Annotated in this window: 16 protein-coding genes and 1 tRNA gene; 6 read left to right on the top strand and 11 right to left on the bottom strand. The window is 39.6% G+C overall.

Annotation, left to right across the window (positions count from 1 at the left end):
- The first annotated feature begins 17 nt into the window (after positions 1–17).
- From rfaE1 to PL_RS21710, 5 genes are read left to right on the top strand one after another with little or no spacing between them, the layout of a single operon-like run.
- Positions 18–1,001, top strand: a complete 984-nt coding sequence (gene rfaE1 / locus PL_RS21730) for a D-glycero-beta-D-manno-heptose-7-phosphate kinase (protein WP_052495976.1) — start codon at positions 18–20, stop codon at positions 999–1,001.
- Positions 1,001–1,555, top strand: coding sequence for a D-sedoheptulose 7-phosphate isomerase (gene gmhA / locus PL_RS21725; RefSeq protein WP_041877576.1), 555 nt, complete (start codon positions 1,001–1,003; stop codon positions 1,553–1,555). The genes rfaE1 and gmhA overlap by 1 nt, the downstream gene beginning before the upstream one ends.
- Positions 1,556–1,568: 13 nt before the next feature.
- Positions 1,569–2,060: a D-glycero-beta-D-manno-heptose 1-phosphate adenylyltransferase gene (gene rfaE2 / locus PL_RS21720; RefSeq protein WP_200890675.1), complete on the top strand. Its 492-nt coding sequence runs from the start codon at positions 1,569–1,571 to the stop codon at positions 2,058–2,060.
- Between the two features lie 55 nt (positions 2,061–2,115).
- Complete coding sequence (locus tag PL_RS21715; RefSeq protein WP_041877577.1) at positions 2,116–3,084, top strand: glycosyltransferase family 9 protein; 969 nt, start codon at positions 2,116–2,118, stop codon at positions 3,082–3,084.
- Between the two features lie 8 nt (positions 3,085–3,092).
- A complete protein-coding gene (locus PL_RS21710; protein ID WP_041877578.1) occupies positions 3,093–3,596 on the top strand; it encodes a SixA phosphatase family protein in 504 nt (167 codons plus the stop codon).
- 2 nt (positions 3,597–3,598) lie between these two features.
- On the opposite strand, the gene PL_RS21705 is transcribed toward PL_RS21710, so the two are convergent.
- The 4 genes from PL_RS21705 to tig form a co-directional block, all read right to left on the bottom strand.
- A complete protein-coding gene (locus tag PL_RS21705; RefSeq protein WP_052495978.1) occupies positions 3,599–4,462 on the bottom strand; it encodes an AMP nucleosidase in 864 nt (287 codons plus the stop codon).
- A 147-nt stretch (positions 4,463–4,609) separates the two neighbouring features.
- Entirely contained in the window at positions 4,610–5,851 is a 1,242-nt protein-coding gene (clpX, locus tag PL_RS21700) for an ATP-dependent Clp protease ATP-binding subunit ClpX (RefSeq protein ID WP_041877579.1), read from the bottom strand.
- A gap of 3 nt (positions 5,852–5,854) precedes the next feature.
- The gene (gene clpP, locus PL_RS21695; RefSeq protein WP_041877581.1) at positions 5,855–6,544 is read right to left on the bottom strand and encodes an ATP-dependent Clp endopeptidase proteolytic subunit ClpP; all 690 of its coding nucleotides are present in this window, start codon (positions 6,542–6,544) and stop codon (positions 5,855–5,857) included.
- A gap of 236 nt (positions 6,545–6,780) precedes the next feature.
- Complete coding sequence (gene tig / locus PL_RS21690) at positions 6,781–8,136, bottom strand: trigger factor (protein WP_348620365.1); 1,356 nt, start codon at positions 8,134–8,136, stop codon at positions 6,781–6,783.
- Between the two features lie 481 nt (positions 8,137–8,617).
- On the opposite strand from tig, the gene PL_RS21685 reads away from it, so the two are divergent.
- A complete protein-coding gene (locus PL_RS21685; RefSeq protein WP_041877583.1) occupies positions 8,618–9,931 on the top strand; it encodes a hypothetical protein in 1,314 nt (437 codons plus the stop codon).
- A gap of 61 nt (positions 9,932–9,992) precedes the next feature.
- Here the strand turns inward: PL_RS21685 and PL_RS21680 are convergent, their stop codons facing one another.
- The 7 genes from PL_RS21680 to PL_RS21650 all read right to left on the bottom strand — a co-directional run bounded on the left by PL_RS21680 (position 9,993) and on the right by PL_RS21650 (position 17,067).
- Positions 9,993–11,405: a cation diffusion facilitator family transporter gene (locus PL_RS21680; protein WP_041877585.1), complete on the bottom strand. Its 1,413-nt coding sequence runs from the start codon at positions 11,403–11,405 to the stop codon at positions 9,993–9,995.
- A gap of 152 nt (positions 11,406–11,557) precedes the next feature.
- The gene (locus PL_RS21675; protein WP_152620242.1) at positions 11,558–11,941 is read right to left on the bottom strand and encodes a hypothetical protein; all 384 of its coding nucleotides are present in this window, start codon (positions 11,939–11,941) and stop codon (positions 11,558–11,560) included.
- Positions 11,942–12,027: 86 nt separating this feature from the next.
- Entirely contained in the window at positions 12,028–12,825 is a 798-nt protein-coding gene (locus PL_RS21670; RefSeq protein ID WP_041877587.1) for a Fic family protein, read from the bottom strand.
- A 111-nt stretch (positions 12,826–12,936) separates the two neighbouring features.
- Positions 12,937–13,018 (bottom strand) — tRNA-Leu (locus PL_RS21665).
- A gap of 112 nt (positions 13,019–13,130) precedes the next feature.
- On the bottom strand, positions 13,131–13,928 hold the full coding sequence (locus PL_RS21660; protein ID WP_041877589.1) for an ABC transporter substrate-binding protein: 798 nt from the start codon (positions 13,926–13,928) through the stop codon (positions 13,131–13,133).
- Between the two features lie 17 nt (positions 13,929–13,945).
- Complete coding sequence (locus PL_RS21655; protein WP_041877591.1) at positions 13,946–14,629, bottom strand: ABC transporter ATP-binding protein; 684 nt, start codon at positions 14,627–14,629, stop codon at positions 13,946–13,948.
- A gap of 41 nt (positions 14,630–14,670) precedes the next feature.
- Positions 14,671–17,067 (bottom strand): ABC transporter permease, encoded by a 2,397-nt coding sequence (locus PL_RS21650; protein WP_041877594.1) that lies wholly within the window; start codon positions 17,065–17,067, stop codon positions 14,671–14,673.
- Between the last annotated feature and the right edge of the window lie 8 nt (positions 17,068–17,075).

Genomic DNA, 17,075 nt, shown 5'->3' with positions numbered 1-17,075 from the left:
AAAATTAACCCATTAGCATGCTTGCAGAAAAATTATATAATGCACACCATCAGATTCAAAAGCCTAAAATCCTTGTTATAGGTGACCTGATGCTGGATCATTATATCCTTGGCAATGCGTCCAGACTTTCACCGGAAGCACCTGTACCTATAGTCAATGTTAAAAAAGAAAACAAAATAATTGGTGGTGCAGCAAACGTTGCCAGTAACCTGATTGATTTAGGCGCACAGGTATCACTGGCTGGTGTTACCGGACAAGATAGCTTTGGAGAAGAAATCAAAGCCATACTCCGTACCAAAAACATAGATACCCGGCTTATTTTAACAGATCAGTCCCGTCCGACTACAGTAAAAACCAGGGTAATTGCATCTACTCACCAGATTGTAAGAATTGATCATGAAGAAACTCATGATATTCCGGAAGCACTGGAAAAAGACTTCCTGAATGCACTTTATGCACATATTGAAGCCAGTGACATCATTATTCTTTCTGATTATAACAAAGGACTCCTGACCAAAAGTCTGTGTCTGGACATCATTGACTACTGCAACAAGCTGCAAAAGAGAGTAATTGTTGATCCCAAGGGACTGGATTATACCAAATACAAAGGTTCATTTATCATCAAGCCTAACCGCAAAGAACTTGCAGAAGCAGCAAAGACAGATAAAATACATAGCCCGCAGGAGTTGGTAAAAGCTGCCGAAGTTATATTTAACACCACCCAGGCAGCCTATTTAATTGTTACCCTTTCTGAAGGAGGAATAGCTATCATCACTCCCGATGATCATCAGATCTTACCGGTTATGGCAACCGAAGTCTATGACGTTACCGGAGCCGGAGATACGGTTATTGCCACTTTGGCCTATTGCCTCACTTTAGGCATGACAGTTGAGGAAGCCTGTCATGTTGCTAACTACGCTGCTTCAATTGTGATTAAGCATATTGGCAGTGCAACTACAACGGTTGATGAAATTATAGCCGCAATCAAAACAAACAACTAATGGTATCAGAAGAACTTATCCTTCATAAAAAAACAATAGACCTGGTAATTGCAACATTGGTTCCGGCTATAGAAAACGGATGTAAATTAGTTACAGAAACCGTTCTTGCAGGAGGAAAAATATTAGTAGCAGGTAATGGCGGCAGTGCCGCTGATGCCCAGCATATCGCGGCAGAATTAACCGGAAGATATGTTAAAGAACGCAAAGCCTTACCAGCGATAGCCCTGACTGTAGATACCTCTGCTTTAACGGCAATCAGTAATGATTACGGCTTTGAAAGAGTATTTGCCAGACAACTGGAAGCCTTTGCAGGTCCGGATGACCTGTTTATAGCGATATCAACCAGTGGTAACAGCCCAAATATTATTCAGGCTTTGCATACAGCCCGCGAACTGGGCTGCAAAACTATTGGTCTTTCCGGAAGAGACGGCGGACAGATGAATAATTTATGCGATCTTAATATTATTGTACCAGATGATGTTACAGCCCGTATTCAGGAAATGCATATCCTGATCGGCCACATCTTCTGTAAGGCAGTAGATAATTTATTCTAATCCAGAAATACAGATGATGATGAACCATTCACCAAGCCATAAAATTGTTTCCTTATCCGAACTGACTCCACTGGTTAATCACTGGAAGGGAGAAGGAAAGAAAATTGTATTCACCAATGGCTGTTTTGACTTATTACATGCCGGACATATTACTTATCTGACAGAAGCAGCCAGCCTGGGAGATATCCTGATTATTGGGCTGAATTCTGACGACTCTGTAAGCCGTCTGAAAGGACCCGCCAGACCTGTTAATAATGAAACGACCAGATCTGTTGTCCTGGGTGCAATGTCTTTTATAGATGCTGTTGTATTTTTCAATGAGGATACGCCGCTGGAACTGATCAAACAGGTTTTGCCGGATGTACTGGTTAAAGGTGGTGATTACCAGATTGAAAATATAGCAGGAGCAAAAGAAACCATTGAAAATGGCGGAACAGTACAGGTCCTCAGCTTTTTACCCGGATACTCTTCTACTGCTATTATTGATAAAATAAAAAATTCCTAAGCGGATTATTAACCATCAGGCTATTGAAAGTACCATTGAAAACAATCATAAACAAATGAAAATACTGGTCATCAGATTCAGTTCAATGGGTGATATTATTTATACCACTCCGGTCATCCGTTGCTTAAAATTGCAGGTACCGGGCTGTGAGGTGCACTTTCTCACCAAAGAACAGTTTAAATATATCTATCAGCAGAATCCGTATTTAACTAAATTACATTTCTTAAAACCTACCTTATCAGAAACGATTAAGGATATTAAAGCAGAGAAATTTGACCTGATTATTGACCTGCATAATAACCTGCGGACAACTCTTATCAAATTAGCCACACAAATTCCCTCTTCTACTTATAAAAAAGATACGGTCAGAAAATGGCTGGCTCTTAAATTCAGATGGACCAGACTTTTCTCTAAAGACCATCTGGTAGACCGCTATCTGGAAACCGTTAAATTTCTTGGGGTAAAAAATGATAACAGGCCCATTGACTATTATGTAGCTAAAGAATATCAGCTGGCAGAACTGCTCCCTGCATCTCACCAGCATAAATTTGTTGCTTTTATTATTGGTGCGACACATTTTACCAAACGTTTACCTAACCATAAGATTATAGAGATCTGTAAGGACATTAGTCTGCCGGTGGTACTGTTAGGTGGTCAGGATGTAAAAGCTAATGCAGATGAGATTAAACTGGCATTGGGCGAAAAGATATATTCAACCTGTGGCTTAACTAATCTGGATCAGTCAGTTTTCATCGTTTCCCAGGCCCATAAAGTTATTGGTTTTGATACCGGACTAACCCATATCGCTGAAGCCTTTGACAAACCCATAGCCTCGGTATGGGGTGGTACAACTCCGGAATTACTGGGTGTTTACCCTTATAAAATAAAAGATTCGTTAATTGCAGGAGTTGATTTATCCTGCAGACCCTGCTCCAAATTCGGACTGGAAAAGTGCCCTCTCGGACATTTTGACTGTATGGAAAAACTTCCGGCTCAGTTAATTGTTAATTTCTCAAACGAATAACAGAAAATATGGCTAAACAACTGGTATTAGTAAGACATGGTAAATCTGACTGGGCAGTGGGTGGAACGTCTGATTTCGACAGACCATTAAACCATCGCGGCAATAAAAATGCCCCTGAGATGGCAGAACGCATCAGCAGACGGAATCTTATTCCTGACCTTTTAGTCAGCAGTCCGGCAAAAAGAGCCATTACCACGGCAAAACATTTTTCTGAAACATGGAATATGCCTAAGGAAAACATCCTTAAAGAACCCTCAGTTTATGAAGCAAATACAACAGCCTTACTGGCAGTTGTCAATAAATTTGATCCGAAATATAACAGGGTGGCACTTTTCGGGCATAACCCGGGATTAACTGATTTTGTAAACTATCTTGCCGATGCACATATTTATAATATGCCTACAGCAAGTGTAGTATACATAGATTTCCCATTTGATGACTGGTCTCTGGTAAGCCATCATACAGGAAGTCTATGGTTATTTGATTATCCTAAAAACACGGATTCAGTTTAGACCTAGAATTTAAGGTGTTTAACTGTCAGTCCGTTATTGATTAATTGTTTTAGTGAATCAATACCGATTTTCAAGTGTGTATCTACATAATTGGTAGTTACACTGCTGTCACTTTCCGAAGTTTTCACACCCTCAGGAATCATTGGCTGATCAGAAACAAGCAATAAAGCACCAGTAGGTATTTTGTTGGCAAAACCAGTAGTGAAAATTGTTGCTGTTTCCATATCTACTGCCATTGCTCTTAATGTTTTAAGATATTTCTTAAAATATTTATCATGTTCCCAAACTCTGCGGTTAGTGGTATAACAGGTTCCTGTCCAGTAATCACGTGAATGATCACGAATGGTTGTAGAGATCGCTTTCTGCAGAGCAAATGAAGGCAATGCAGGCACTTCAGCCGGCAGATAATCATTCGATGTACCTTCTCCTCTGATTGCAGCAATCGGAAGGATTAAATCTCCTAATTGATTTTTCTTTTTCAATCCACCGCATTTTCCCAAAAACAATACTGCTTTAGGCATGATTGCAGTCAGCAAATCCATCATGGTTGCTGCCATCGGGCTTCCCATACCAAAATTGATAATGGTAATTCCATTTGCAGTAACACTCTGCATCGGTTTATCGAGTCCTACGATAGGTGCATTATCATTCCATTCTGAAAACATCTGCAGATACTTACTGAAATTGGTCAGTAAGATATATTCTCCAAACTCTTCAAGCGGACGGCCTGTATATCTTGGTAACCAGTTTTTAACTATATCTCCTTTAGATTTCAGTCCGCCTTTTACCGGTGAATCTATTTCTTTGTTCTTTTTCGATTTTTCTTCAATAGCCTCGTCTTTTTTTACTTCTTTTTCTTCGTTCATATCTTCATTTATTAATTATTGACTGCCACCGGCAGCCAGAGCGGACAATTTTCAGGATATACCCCCTGACCAGGTATTTTTGTCAAACGGTATCCTGTTTAAACAAGTTAAAAAAAAATCCCCGTTAAAACGGGGATTTTAAATTCTTTAGGCAGCCTTTAACTTCTTAAAATCTGCTTTTTCAAATTTCTCCACCGCATATTCGAGCGAGATGACCAGCTCCTTAATATTCGGGTCTGATGGAATATCAAACATGGCATCCAGCATAATAGCCTCACAAATAGATCTTAATCCCCTTGCGCCTAACTTATACTCCATAGCCTTGTCTACAATAAAGTCTAAAACTTCATCGTCAAATACAAGATTTACACCTTCAAATTCAAACAACTTCACATATTGACGGAATAAAGAATTCTTTGGTTCCGTTAAGATGTTACGTAATGCCTGTTTATCCAGAGGATTCAGGTGAGTTAATACAGGAACACGACCAATAAGCTCAGGAATCAAACCAAATGATTTTAAATCAGCAGGTGTGATATACTTGTACAAATTGTTCAGATCAAGATCAGTCTCATCCTTTTTCACTTTATAACCTACCGCCTGGGTACGTAATCTGTTGGCAATTTTACGTTCAATACCATCAAATGCACCACCACAGATAAACAGGATATTATTCGTGTTTACCGGAATCATTTTCTGATCAGGATGTTTACGTCCTCCCTGAGGCGGAACATTCACAATAGTACCTTCCAGAATCTTTAACAGCGCCTGTTGTACACCTTCTCCTGAAACATCTCTGGTAATAGAAGGGTTATCACTTTTACGTGCCACCTTATCTACCTCATCGATATATACAATTCCGCGTTCTGCAGAAGCCACATCATAATCCGCAGCCTGAAGCAAACGGGTCAGAATACTTTCCACATCCTCCCCTACATATCCTGCTTCTGTCAATACCGTAGCATCACAGATACAGAATGGTACATGAAGGATTTTAGCGATTGTTTTAGCCAGTAAAGTTTTACCTGTACCGGTTTCTCCAACCAGCATAATGTTGGATTTTTCAATCTCCACTTCATCAGCTGCATCTACCTTCTGTCCTAACCGCTTATAGTGGTTATATACGGCTACAGAAAGTACTTTCTTAGCATCATCCTGTCCAATAACATATTGGTCAATGTGTGCTTTAATCTCCATGGGCTTTAAGAGGGGGCCGGCAGCATCCAGAGATTTAGCTTGTTTATTGCCAAATTCCTGTAGTACCAGCTGGTGAGCCTGTGTCACGCATTTATCGCAAATGTATGCATCAAGCCCTTCAATAAGCATTAAAGTATCCTGCTTACTTGAACCGCAAAAAGAACAACGGGATTCTTTATTTTGTTTAGCCATTATCTATTTTTTATTCGAGCCTAATACCTCATCAATCATTCCAAAGCTTTTAGCTTCATCAGCTTTCATCCAGTAGTCACGGTCAGATGCTTTTTCAACCCACTCGTAAGTCTGTCCTGAATGATTAGAAATGATGTCATATAATTCTTTTTTCAATTTAAGCATTTCTCTCAGATTAATCTCCATATCTGAAGCTACACCCTGTGCACCTCCTGAAGGCTGGTGGATCATTACACGTGAATGAGTTAATGCCGCACGTTTACCTTTAGCACCCGCAACCAGTAAAACCGCACCCATAGATGCTGCCATACCTGTACAGATAGTAGCTACATCAGGAGTGATATACTGCATGGTATCATAGATACCTAAACCAGCATAAACAGATCCGCCTGGTGAGTTGATATAAATCTGGATATCTCTGTTATTATCAGTTGACTGTAAAAACAGTAATTGTGCCTGAATGATATTTGCATTACCATCATGGATAGCATCGCCCAGGAAGATAATTCTGTCCATCATCAAGCGGGAGAACACATCCATCTGAGCAACGTTTAACTGACGTTCTTCAATGATATATGGTGTCATGCTTTTTGGTGAACTATTTGTATGACCAATATAACGATCAACATTTAAGCCGTTTATACGGTGATGTTTAACTGCGTATTTTCTAAATTCGTCTTTATCTATATTCATCTGTATATATTTTATCGAGTTTACATTATTTTTAATTGTCTGACAGTTTTTTAAGAATTTTCATACTGTCAAATCCAAATTAGTCAAACTAAGTTGACAATTTATTTGGTTATTGTAAAATTAAGTGCCTGTTTAATTTAGTTAGTCAATTTAAACGGCTCTGAAATAGCAGTTATAAATAAGGCGGCTTTAATAAAGCCGCCTTACGATAATTTTAAAGAAATCGGAGAAACCTGTTATACAGATTCAACTAACTCCTGAAATTTATTATAAGCTATATCTTTTTGGTCTAAAGTTGCAACCGATTGAATGTATTCAAAAACTTTGATTGCTTTAACTTCTTCGAAGATACGGTTTGCATTGTCTTTTTCCTGTAAGAAGGTAGCTGTGTATTGTGACAACTGATCTTCTGGCATCGGAGCCGGGCTATACATTCTGAATTGAGCATCTAAACGCTGTTTAGCCGTTTGGAATACATCTTCGTATTTAATTTCGATACTGTTGTCTTTAATGATTTTGTTTTCAATTAAAGTCCATTTCAGGTTTTTTGCAAAATCATTGTAACCTTCTGCCAGTTCTGCATCAGATAATTTTTCGTTGGTAGCTTTTAACCATTTACGTAAAAATTCATCCGGCAAATCCATTTTCACATTTTCAGTTAACTGAGTGTACATATCGTTCTGCAGTTTGCGATCAGCATCCTGTTTGAACATACCTTCAATCTCTTCAGTGATTTTTGCAGTGAAACCAGCTTCGTCAGTAACGATACCTTCACCAAATATTTTATCAAAGAACTCCTGGTTCAATTCAGATTCTTCCAAACGGTTGATATTTTTAACCGTTACTCTGAATTTAGAGGTTAATTCCTTAGCCTCAGGTTCACCAATATTTAACAATTTAGCGATAACAGCTTCATTGTTTCCTAATGCTTTCTGCAAATCCAGTTCAAGTACAGCATCTTTTTTAAGACCGATTAATGATTTTAAAATTGCTTTGTCTTTAACCTGATCTAAACGGATAGAACCAGTATTGGTAATTCCACCTTCAAAAACTGAACCATCCGGAGAAAGTTGTGCTAATTCGGCATAAAGTACATCATCATCTGCCGAAACTTCCGGGTTTGTCATTTTGCCATAGCTGCGACGGATGTTTTTGATACGTGAAGCCAAAGTTTCATCGTCAGCTTTTACGTTATATTGAGTAAATTTATCTTTAGCGGTGATGTTAACTTCAACTGCCGGAGCTAAACCAATTTCATAGTCAAACTCAAAAGCATCAGTACCATCCCATTTAAAATCTTTAGTGTTATCTACAACCGGAACTGGCTGACCAAGGATCTCAACTTTATTTTCTGTTAAAAATTTATTAAGGTTTTCACTCAATAAAGTATTTATAGTTTCAACCAGGATACTTCTACCATACATTTTCTTAATATGTGCCGCAGGAACCATTCCTTTACGAAATCCTGGAAGGGTAGATTTTTTCGCTTGTTCTTTAATAGTTTTATCGACCTTTTCAGTATAATCTTCAGGCGAAATTTTAACCTTTACAACTGCATTTAAGTTGTCAATCTTTTCCTGTGTAATATTCATCTTTCTAAATCAATGTGTTTAAATGTCTTTTTCTTGAAATCCTCTTCATGTTACCGGAGGATGATCCGCAAGAAGGATATAATCTCTTCGTAGCCCCTCTTCAATAGAGGTGCCAAAAATATTAATTTTCTTGAATAACACCTAGTTAATTATCAAATTGTGTCCTGAATGTTATTTTAAGCCACATTTTTCCAATAAAATCAGGCTTTAACGGATTAAAAAAAACATGACAAATATGGGCACCGGAATAGATAAAACCAGCATACTGACATCCCAGGGATGTTTGTGATAGGTAAGAGACCGTGTGCGACCACCGTGTTTCCCGCAAGCGACTGGCGGGTCACCCCTGCATTACCGGTTAAAACCATGCTGATCAGCCTGTATACCCCATTCCAGGTGGTAACATCAGCAATAATCTATACATTTATGCTATATCATTGCATGATCTATTCTTCTACCTCCTGGTAAAAACAAAAAGCCTATGAAAACGAAAAAAATTTTACTCTTAAAGCGATCGGTTATTGCCTTTACCACAGTTTCTATTTTCTTTACTGCCTGTAAAAAGGATCAGAATCCATCTCCCGCTCCTGTTCAGACAAACCTTGCTGCCAAAGGAAAACAGGTAGCAGGTATGATTGTAAAGGATTCATCTGTTATCCTGAATACACAAGCTATCGGATTACTGACTCAGGTGAATGCCAAAGAGCTTGTTTTTAAATCAAAACCGGCACAGGCAGACAGCATGGGAACCCATTTTATCATCGCCAGTGGCATCATTCCTGAAAAAGCACCTTTGGGACTTTTGCTCAGATCGACCGGAAATTATGAAGATGCACAGGGTTTTCACGTTCAGATCGAAGAAGCACAGCTGAAAGATTATATTGTCTCAGCTGATATCAGAGGGGAGATTGAACTGGATCCGGAGCATCCGGCCAGAATGTACAGCAGCACCAGGGATAAAAAACAGGCGCAGGCATTGCCAAACACCAGTGCTTTCACCCTTCCCGATCTGATTCCTCATATCAAAGGCTCAGAAACCATTACTGGTAAGGATATAGATCTGACCCAGACTTTCCCGGTTTACCAGGACAATGTTAGTAAAGCCACCGTTAAGATACATTTTCTGGCTACCCCAAAAATCCAGTACTGGTTCCGGGTAGACCCGGTCAACGGGGTTCAGCTGGAAGTTAATTCCAATTTAAATGTAAAAGAGCTGAAAGCCACTTTTGAAGGCACAGCGGGGTTTAAGTTCCTGCAGATTGCGGGTGACAATGTATATATACCGCTGGTTGCCATACCAGTAGGGCCGATAGTGATTACTCCTTATATCAGCTTGTTCCCATATCTGGAAGGTACAGTAGCAGGCACGGCCAGCTTCAGTATCAATTCTACCGAAAACATCAGTTTCGGCGCCTATAAAAAAGGGATAGCTAATTTTGGGGGATCGGCAGAACTTACCGCGACAGTATTTGCACCGGCAGCGGAAAAACTGGAGGTCCCGTTAACTTTAGAAGTTGGTATCCAGGCCACTGTTGGCGTTGGTATTTATGGTAAAACTGTTTTTGCACAGGTACAGGCAAAAGCCGGCCCTAAGTTAGTGACCACAACAGATATCCTGAATACACAAACCCGTTTTAATCTGACAGTTCCGGCCAAAGTAACCGCCGCTGTGGGTTCGGGTCTCCCGGGATTTTCGTTCCCTACTTACGGAGCTACTTTATTTGAAAAGAACTTATATGAAAAACAATGGGTTTATGACTGGCCTAAATTAGCCGGTTTACAGGGAATCAATTAATAAAACATAATCACCAGGAGTTAGAAGGAAGCTGTCTCTGATGAGACAGCTTCTTTTGTTTTTAATGATTAAAGGTCCTTCCTTTAGCTACCTGCCTGGACATCGGTTCCGGATCGATATGAATCTTTGCAACATCCAGTACCTGAGCACGGATTTTACGTTCAATAGCTGACATCGCAGAATGGACTTCAACCAGAGCCATCTCATCAGGAAGCGGTAAAGTCAGGGTCAGAACAATTCCGTAGCCGGTAGTTAAAACATCTTCCAGTATCACGTCTTTATCAATTGACTGAGTGATTTTCTGTATTTCATTTTTCAGTTCATAATCGATCTGTGCCGGATAGGGTTTCTCATTTAAAGGCTCCAGATGCACCTTGATATGTACTGGTGATTTGAATTCTTTGATGATAGCCTTTTCCAGTTTTTCGGAGGCTACATGAGCCTGAGCAAGATTTAACTGACCGGAAACCTCCATATCCAGCTCCAGCCAGATTTTTTGTTCCACCAGATATACATGCAGATTATGTATTTTTAAACCTAAACGATCAGCAATGGCATGAACAGTAACAGCATATGGTTCGTCTGCAGCAGCTTTGGGTTCCGGGTGTATAATGATAACAGCATCAGTACCCAGTTCTTTTGTAAGCACTTTTTCAATCTGATCAGTCAACTGATGAACTTTTTCAAAATTAAGTTCACGGTTAATCCCTATGACCACTTCTGCATAGGGAATATTACCCACATATCTGATCTTGGTTTTCACCGTATCAGGTATAACTCCTTTCTGTTCTTCTATCAGCTTATTTAAACCGGGTATAAGTTCTTTAGGGATATTATCCATCAAAGAACGTACAGCCTGTGAACCAATGTTCCAGAAGGATTTTAAAGCGGCAAATGCGACACCCAATGCTGCAATCGCGTCAATACGGTTTACCAACCAGATGGGTAGCGCTATATAGCGGGAAAGAAAGATTACAAAAAGTCCTGCCAGCACGGCTAATGAACCCAGCAGATCGTTACTAAAATGCTCGGCATCTGAAGCCAGTGACGGACTGTTATAATGAGCAGCAGCCTCGTTTAAACTTCGGACCCTCCAGAAATCGACCAGCAAACTGATTATAATAATGGCAAAAGACCAGACAGTGACCTCCGGTGCTCCGGGATACCAGATAATTTTTGAGATGGAGTGGTATAAGATCCAGATCGCAGTTACCGCAAGCAGAACCATCCCGCCCAAAGCACCTAAAGATTCTGCCCTTTCATGACCATAAGGATGATTTTCATCTGGCGGAAGGGCAGAAACACGGACAACCACAAAAGTGATTAGTGTAGAAAACAGGTCTAACAGGGAATGTGCGCCTTCGGCAATTAAGCCCAGACTTCCTGTTGCTATTCCGACAATAAATTTTAATGCTGATAAGCCTGCACTGGAAATAACGGAGATTGTGGTGATTAATCGTTTACTCTGTATCATGATTTGAATTGATATGTACTCAGATTTATCAGATATAAATTTAACTGATAGCTTGTAAAATTGAATTTATCACAGCATAGCCGACAGCAAATCATTACTGATCTGATCAATATCAAAAGCCGGATGATAAATTAAAATGATGAAATAAGTTATTAGGCTAACTTCGGCGGCTGCCAGATCTTTCCTGACAGACAGGAAGGTATAAACAGAAAGTCTTCTGCGATTTGAATTCTTTCGCAACAGGCATATATTCTTGCTGCAAATTCGTAGCTCCAGGATGACGGCACGGCATTAACTGCACTGCCAGAAACATGAATATGTTTAAAGGGTAATTGCATATCCCTGGAACGGTCATGATCATAATCATCCTCCAATGCGTAATGCAGATATAAAAATTCAGAAAAGCTGATTTTATTGTTCCTTAACTGATGTTCATGATAATGCACAATCAGGACTGGCAGCTTCAGGAATTCCCGGACTGGCAGCTGATCCTGAACAATGACCAGCATTAACACGATGAGGATATATCTTTTCAACAGGACAAAAGTATAGACTTATAGTCTAATAATATAATTAAAAGACAAGTTCCACACAAATTGCAGGAATTTTAAGGTAACATCATTTATTCTTTTTTCTTCGGTTTAAAGCTCATGTTAAAGTTCTGAGTCAGGTTTTTCTTCTGATCCATTTCCTTTTGCATTCTGTTTATAGCCGTTTCAGCAAAAAAAACAGTCAGAATATCCGTATCCTGATGTCTTGCAGACTGTTTTAAAGCTTCAATATAAGCAGCTTTTTCAACTGTGCCAATAATCACATGAGGCTGATTAAATTTGGCTAGTATAAAGTTTGAGATCAATCGCCCGGTTCTGCCATTCCCATCAGGGAAAGGATGTAAATAGATAAAAAACTGGTGAAATCTAGTACTAATGTCCAATGGGTGAAGTTCTGCTTTTTCAATTGCATTTTGCGTGGAATTGATTAGCGATGGCATACGTGAGATATTAACCTTATAATCACCAAAAACTGTATCTCCGGCTGCCATTTGGGTATCAGTATATTCACCTGGCTCGTATCCCTTTGAAAACCTGATTGTGTTTTCAGTTAATATCTTCTGAGTTTGTTTGATCAGTTCTTCTGTAAGTGGCTGCTCCAGATCGTTAAAAAGAAATTCATAAGCTTTGAAATGGTCAAGAATTTCATAAGCTTCATAAAGCGACCGGTTTTGCAATTTTAAATTGATCCCCTGTTCTCTTAATTCACGGGTTTCATCAACTGTAAAAGTATTGCCTTCTACTGCGCAGTTGTGCGCTGAAAATAAAATCTCGTTATATTCTCTGAAATCTTCAATACTGAAACTATCAACAATTGTTTTATTGTATTCCAATACCAGTGAATCATATTTCTTAAGCAATTCCTCCATAAGGTGTGGTCTTATATAACTACAAAAATAACCTAATTTATCAGACTAGATACAAGTAAAGAAACAGGTAAAATAAAAAAGGTGACAACTTTTCAGTTATCACCTTTTTTGTGCGGATGAAGGGACTCGAACCCCCACGCCGTGAAGCGCCAGATCCTAAGTCTGGTGCGGCTACCAATTACGCCACATCCGCAGTTAGGAATTGTTTTTGTTTGGACTGCAAAGATAGAGATTGTTATCAATTATCAAAAACCTTTTACATTTATTTCGCCTCCAAATAGCTAAAGCATTCATTTTAAGCTAATTTATTTTAATTCTTTTTGTAATTGAAATAAATACTGAACAGCTTTGACCAGCCTGCTGCCATACCACGAGAACATTTCACCGTCAACCAGCATCACTTTAGCTCCGGGAATTGCTGTTTTTAACTCTTCTATATGTTTTTCCCTGAAGGGATAGGGCTCTGAAGACAATAATACCAGTTCAGGTTTTAATGCTGCCAGCTCTTCCAGTTCTATTTCCGGGTAGCGGTCAGCCTTGATGATATTAGTCAGCCCGTTTTTCACCAGTATATCATTAATAAAAGTATTTCTTCCGGCAAGCATATAAGGGCCTTTCCAGATCAGGTAAGCCACTGTTTTATCTATCCCCTGCTCCAGGGCCAGAGTCTGCAGATCAGTAAATCCGGCATTAATCAGATAATTCAGATAAGCAGCCTCAGGCTGCCGGTCTACCAGTTCAGCAATCTGGGTTATCGTTTGCATCGCATCTTCGAGCGTAAATATATCACTCATCCAGACCGGAAACTCTTTTTGCAGCAGCTCGATATCTTCTTTCGTGTTTTCTTCTTTATTTCCGATAATCAAATCCGGCTTCAGACTCCTGATCAGCTCAATGTTTAACTTTTTTGTCCCTCCTACTTTTGTTTTAGACTTAAACTGCTGCTGTGGATGTATACAGAATTTAGTGAGTCCGACTACTTCTTCATTCAGGCCCAGCTCGAACAGCAATTCAGTTTGTGAGGGTACAACAGAGATAATCCGCTTTGGCGGATAGTTAATGGTAATGGTCTGATCAAGCTGATCGGTAAACTGACGTCGCATGAAACAAAGATAGTTTTTTATACTACCACCTGCAGATCCTCACTGATTACTCCATCAAGCAAATGTAAAATCCGCGAACCATAACCTGCATTGACTTCAGAATGTGTCACCTGGATAATGGTGATATTTTCTTCTTCATTGAGTTTTTTAAAAAGTTCCATGATTTGCAGGGCCTGTGCTGATTGTAAATTCCCGGTAGGTTCATCAGCCAGTATAATCAGCGGTTGTGCAGCTAAAGCTCTTGCAATACCTACCAGCTGCTGCTGACCACCTGATAACTGGTTTGGAAAAAGATCTTTTTTGGCAACCATATTGAAACGGTCAAGCATTTCAGCAACCCGGCTTTTACGTTCTGCACTTCCTATCTTTTTATATAATAAAGGCGCTTCGATGTTCTCTGCAACTGTCATTTCATCAATCAGATGATAAGCCTGAAAAACAAAACCTATATGATTTCTGTAAAGCTCTATCCTTTTGCGCTCATTCAGAGAAACTACATTTTCACCCATAAATTCATAGGTACCATAAGTAGGTTCTTCGAGCATGCCCAAAATATTCAGCAATGTTGATTTTCCGGCTCCCGAGGGGCCCATAATGGAAACAAACTCCCCCTGTTTGATGGTTGTAGTTACATGTCTGAGCACATAGCTTTTCAGACCTTTGTTCGCATAGTATTTTTCTATATTCTGTAATTGTATCATCTTTTGATAAATATAAGATTTAATTAGTTAACTCTCTTGCTTTACTCGCCTTTAAGTGCATCTACAGGATTTGTTCTGGCAGCCCTAAAAGACCGGAAACTCACCGTCAGTAAAGCGATACTCAAAGAAATAAACAGCGCTATAGCAAAAGGCCAGACACTTAACTGTATACGGTAAGCATAACGGGACAGCCATCTATCAATAAATAAATAAGCAAACGGCCAGGCTACCAGATTGGCTAAAAGTACCAGGATCATAAAGGATGAATTCAGCATATTAACCAATTCCAGCGTACTTGCACCTAATACTTTACGGATAGCTACTTCTTTTGTTCTTTGCGTGGCCACAAAAGAAATAAGCCCGAATAACCCGATGAAGGAGATAAAAATGATAACCGCAGCAAATACTTTGAACAGGGTTCCCATGACACGTTCACTTTCATAATATTTATTGATATTATCTTCCATAAAAGCAGAACCATATACATGTTCAGGATACACAGAATTCCAGATGGCTTCTACCTTACTCATCACCCCCGGAATGCTTTTACTCTCCATTTTCACCGCGAGAGCTGTGGAAGTTTTACTGCTTTTAATCAGCATAAGCGGTGCGATTGCATCTTTGAGACTTAAATTATTAAAATCCTTCACTACTCCGATAATCCGGGCACCTACAGTATTTCCACCCAGACGGATCGTTTTCCCGATAGCATCTTCAGGATGAACGATATTTAGTTTTTTCAACAGGGTCTCATTGACGATATATTCATTCAGGCTATCATTTCTGGAGTACATCTTACCCGCAATCAGTTTCAGATCAAAGGTTTTAAGATAATCAGCGTCAACGGTCTTGTGGCCTATCTGGAAATCGGCATCTTTTGTTCCGTCAAATGCAAAATTGCTATAAGTATTGGCCGAAGAAGAAGGAGCATCACTGCAGAAACTTGCAGCTATCACTCCCGGTTCACTCAATATTCTCGATTTTAACAGGTTATATTTCAACTGGCTCAGACTATCACTCGGAACATCCACCAAAGCAATAGCCGAAGGATTAAATCCCAATGGCTTCTCTCTGATATATTTCATCTGTTTGAGAATGACAAGCGTACCTGTAATCAGAATTATAGTAATAGCAAATTGCACCACAACCAGCACTTTGCGTAAGACACCGCCCCCACTATTACCAATACTGACTTTGTTCTTGATTGCCAGTACCGGATCAAATCCGGACATGACCATAGCGGGGTAAAAACCTGCTACAAAACCCACAAATAAAACCAACACAATCATGAAAACAAAAATCACCGGCTGGTCAACCAGGCTAAATACAATCTTTTCCCTGAAAAGAGCAGTCATACTGGGTAATGCAGCTTCTGTTAACGCACAGGCGACAAGCAATGCAAAAACTGTGATCGTAAGGGTTTCTGTCAGAAACTGCGCCATCAGCTGCTGACGCCTGCTTCCCATTACTTTACGTACACCTATTTCCTTAGACCTGCTAACAGCCTGAGCAGTTGCCAGATTTACAAAATTAATACAGGCTGTAATGAGCAGAAATACACCAATAATTGCCAAACCCGTCATTTCATTTTTACTGGTAATTTTATGCGCAAAATTATCATATCTGTCATCCTGATGAACTTCAAGCAGAGGCTGAAAGAAATGATCTGTTTTACCTGGCCCTTTTTCCGTATAATACTTCTTCACAAAAGCCTTTTTTGTTGCTTCCAGATCTTTTACATCCACTCCTTTTTTAAGCAGGATAAAACACTGGGAACCGGAAGAAACTGCTCCCCAGCTCTTTAGTTTTGAGTTTTCATATCCTGCATAGGCAATGGCAATTTTCACCGGATTACTGGTATTTTCCGGCATATCAGCAAATACTCCGGTCACCTTGAGTGTAGTTTTATTTCTGAACTCCAGGCTTTGTCCTACTGCTTTACGCCAGTCACCAAAAAACTTCACAGCCATTTCTTTTGAAAGTGCTACAGTATTTGGTTCTTTCAGGGCTTGCTCAGCATCGCCCTGCAGCCATTTATAATTGAATATTTTAAAAAACTGAGGTTCAACAAAAAAGGCTTCTTCAGAAGTTTTAAGCCTGACTTTACCAGATTCATCTTTTGTTTTAAAAATTCCACCACTGCCCTGTATGGCTGCAACTTCTTCCAGCATCCCGAAATCATTACGCATAGCTGGCGCCAAAGGTCTCGGAACTCCACTTTGAAACTCCTCGCCATCACTATATTTCCAGTAAGAAACTACCCTGTAAACCCTGTCTTTATTCCCAAACTGCTGATCAAAACTGAGCTGATAACTGATGAAAATAAAAATGAGGATACAGCTGGCCATCCCTATGGATAATCCGGCAATATTGATAAAGGTATAGCCTTTATTTTTCCAGAGATTTCTTAATGCGATTTTGAGATTGAGTCTAAACATCTTAAGCG

The organism is Pedobacter lusitanus (genome assembly GCF_040026395.1).
GTDB lineage: Bacteria > Bacteroidota > Bacteroidia > Sphingobacteriales > Sphingobacteriaceae > Pedobacter > Pedobacter lusitanus.
This window is presented reverse-complemented; position numbering and strand designations above follow the sequence as displayed.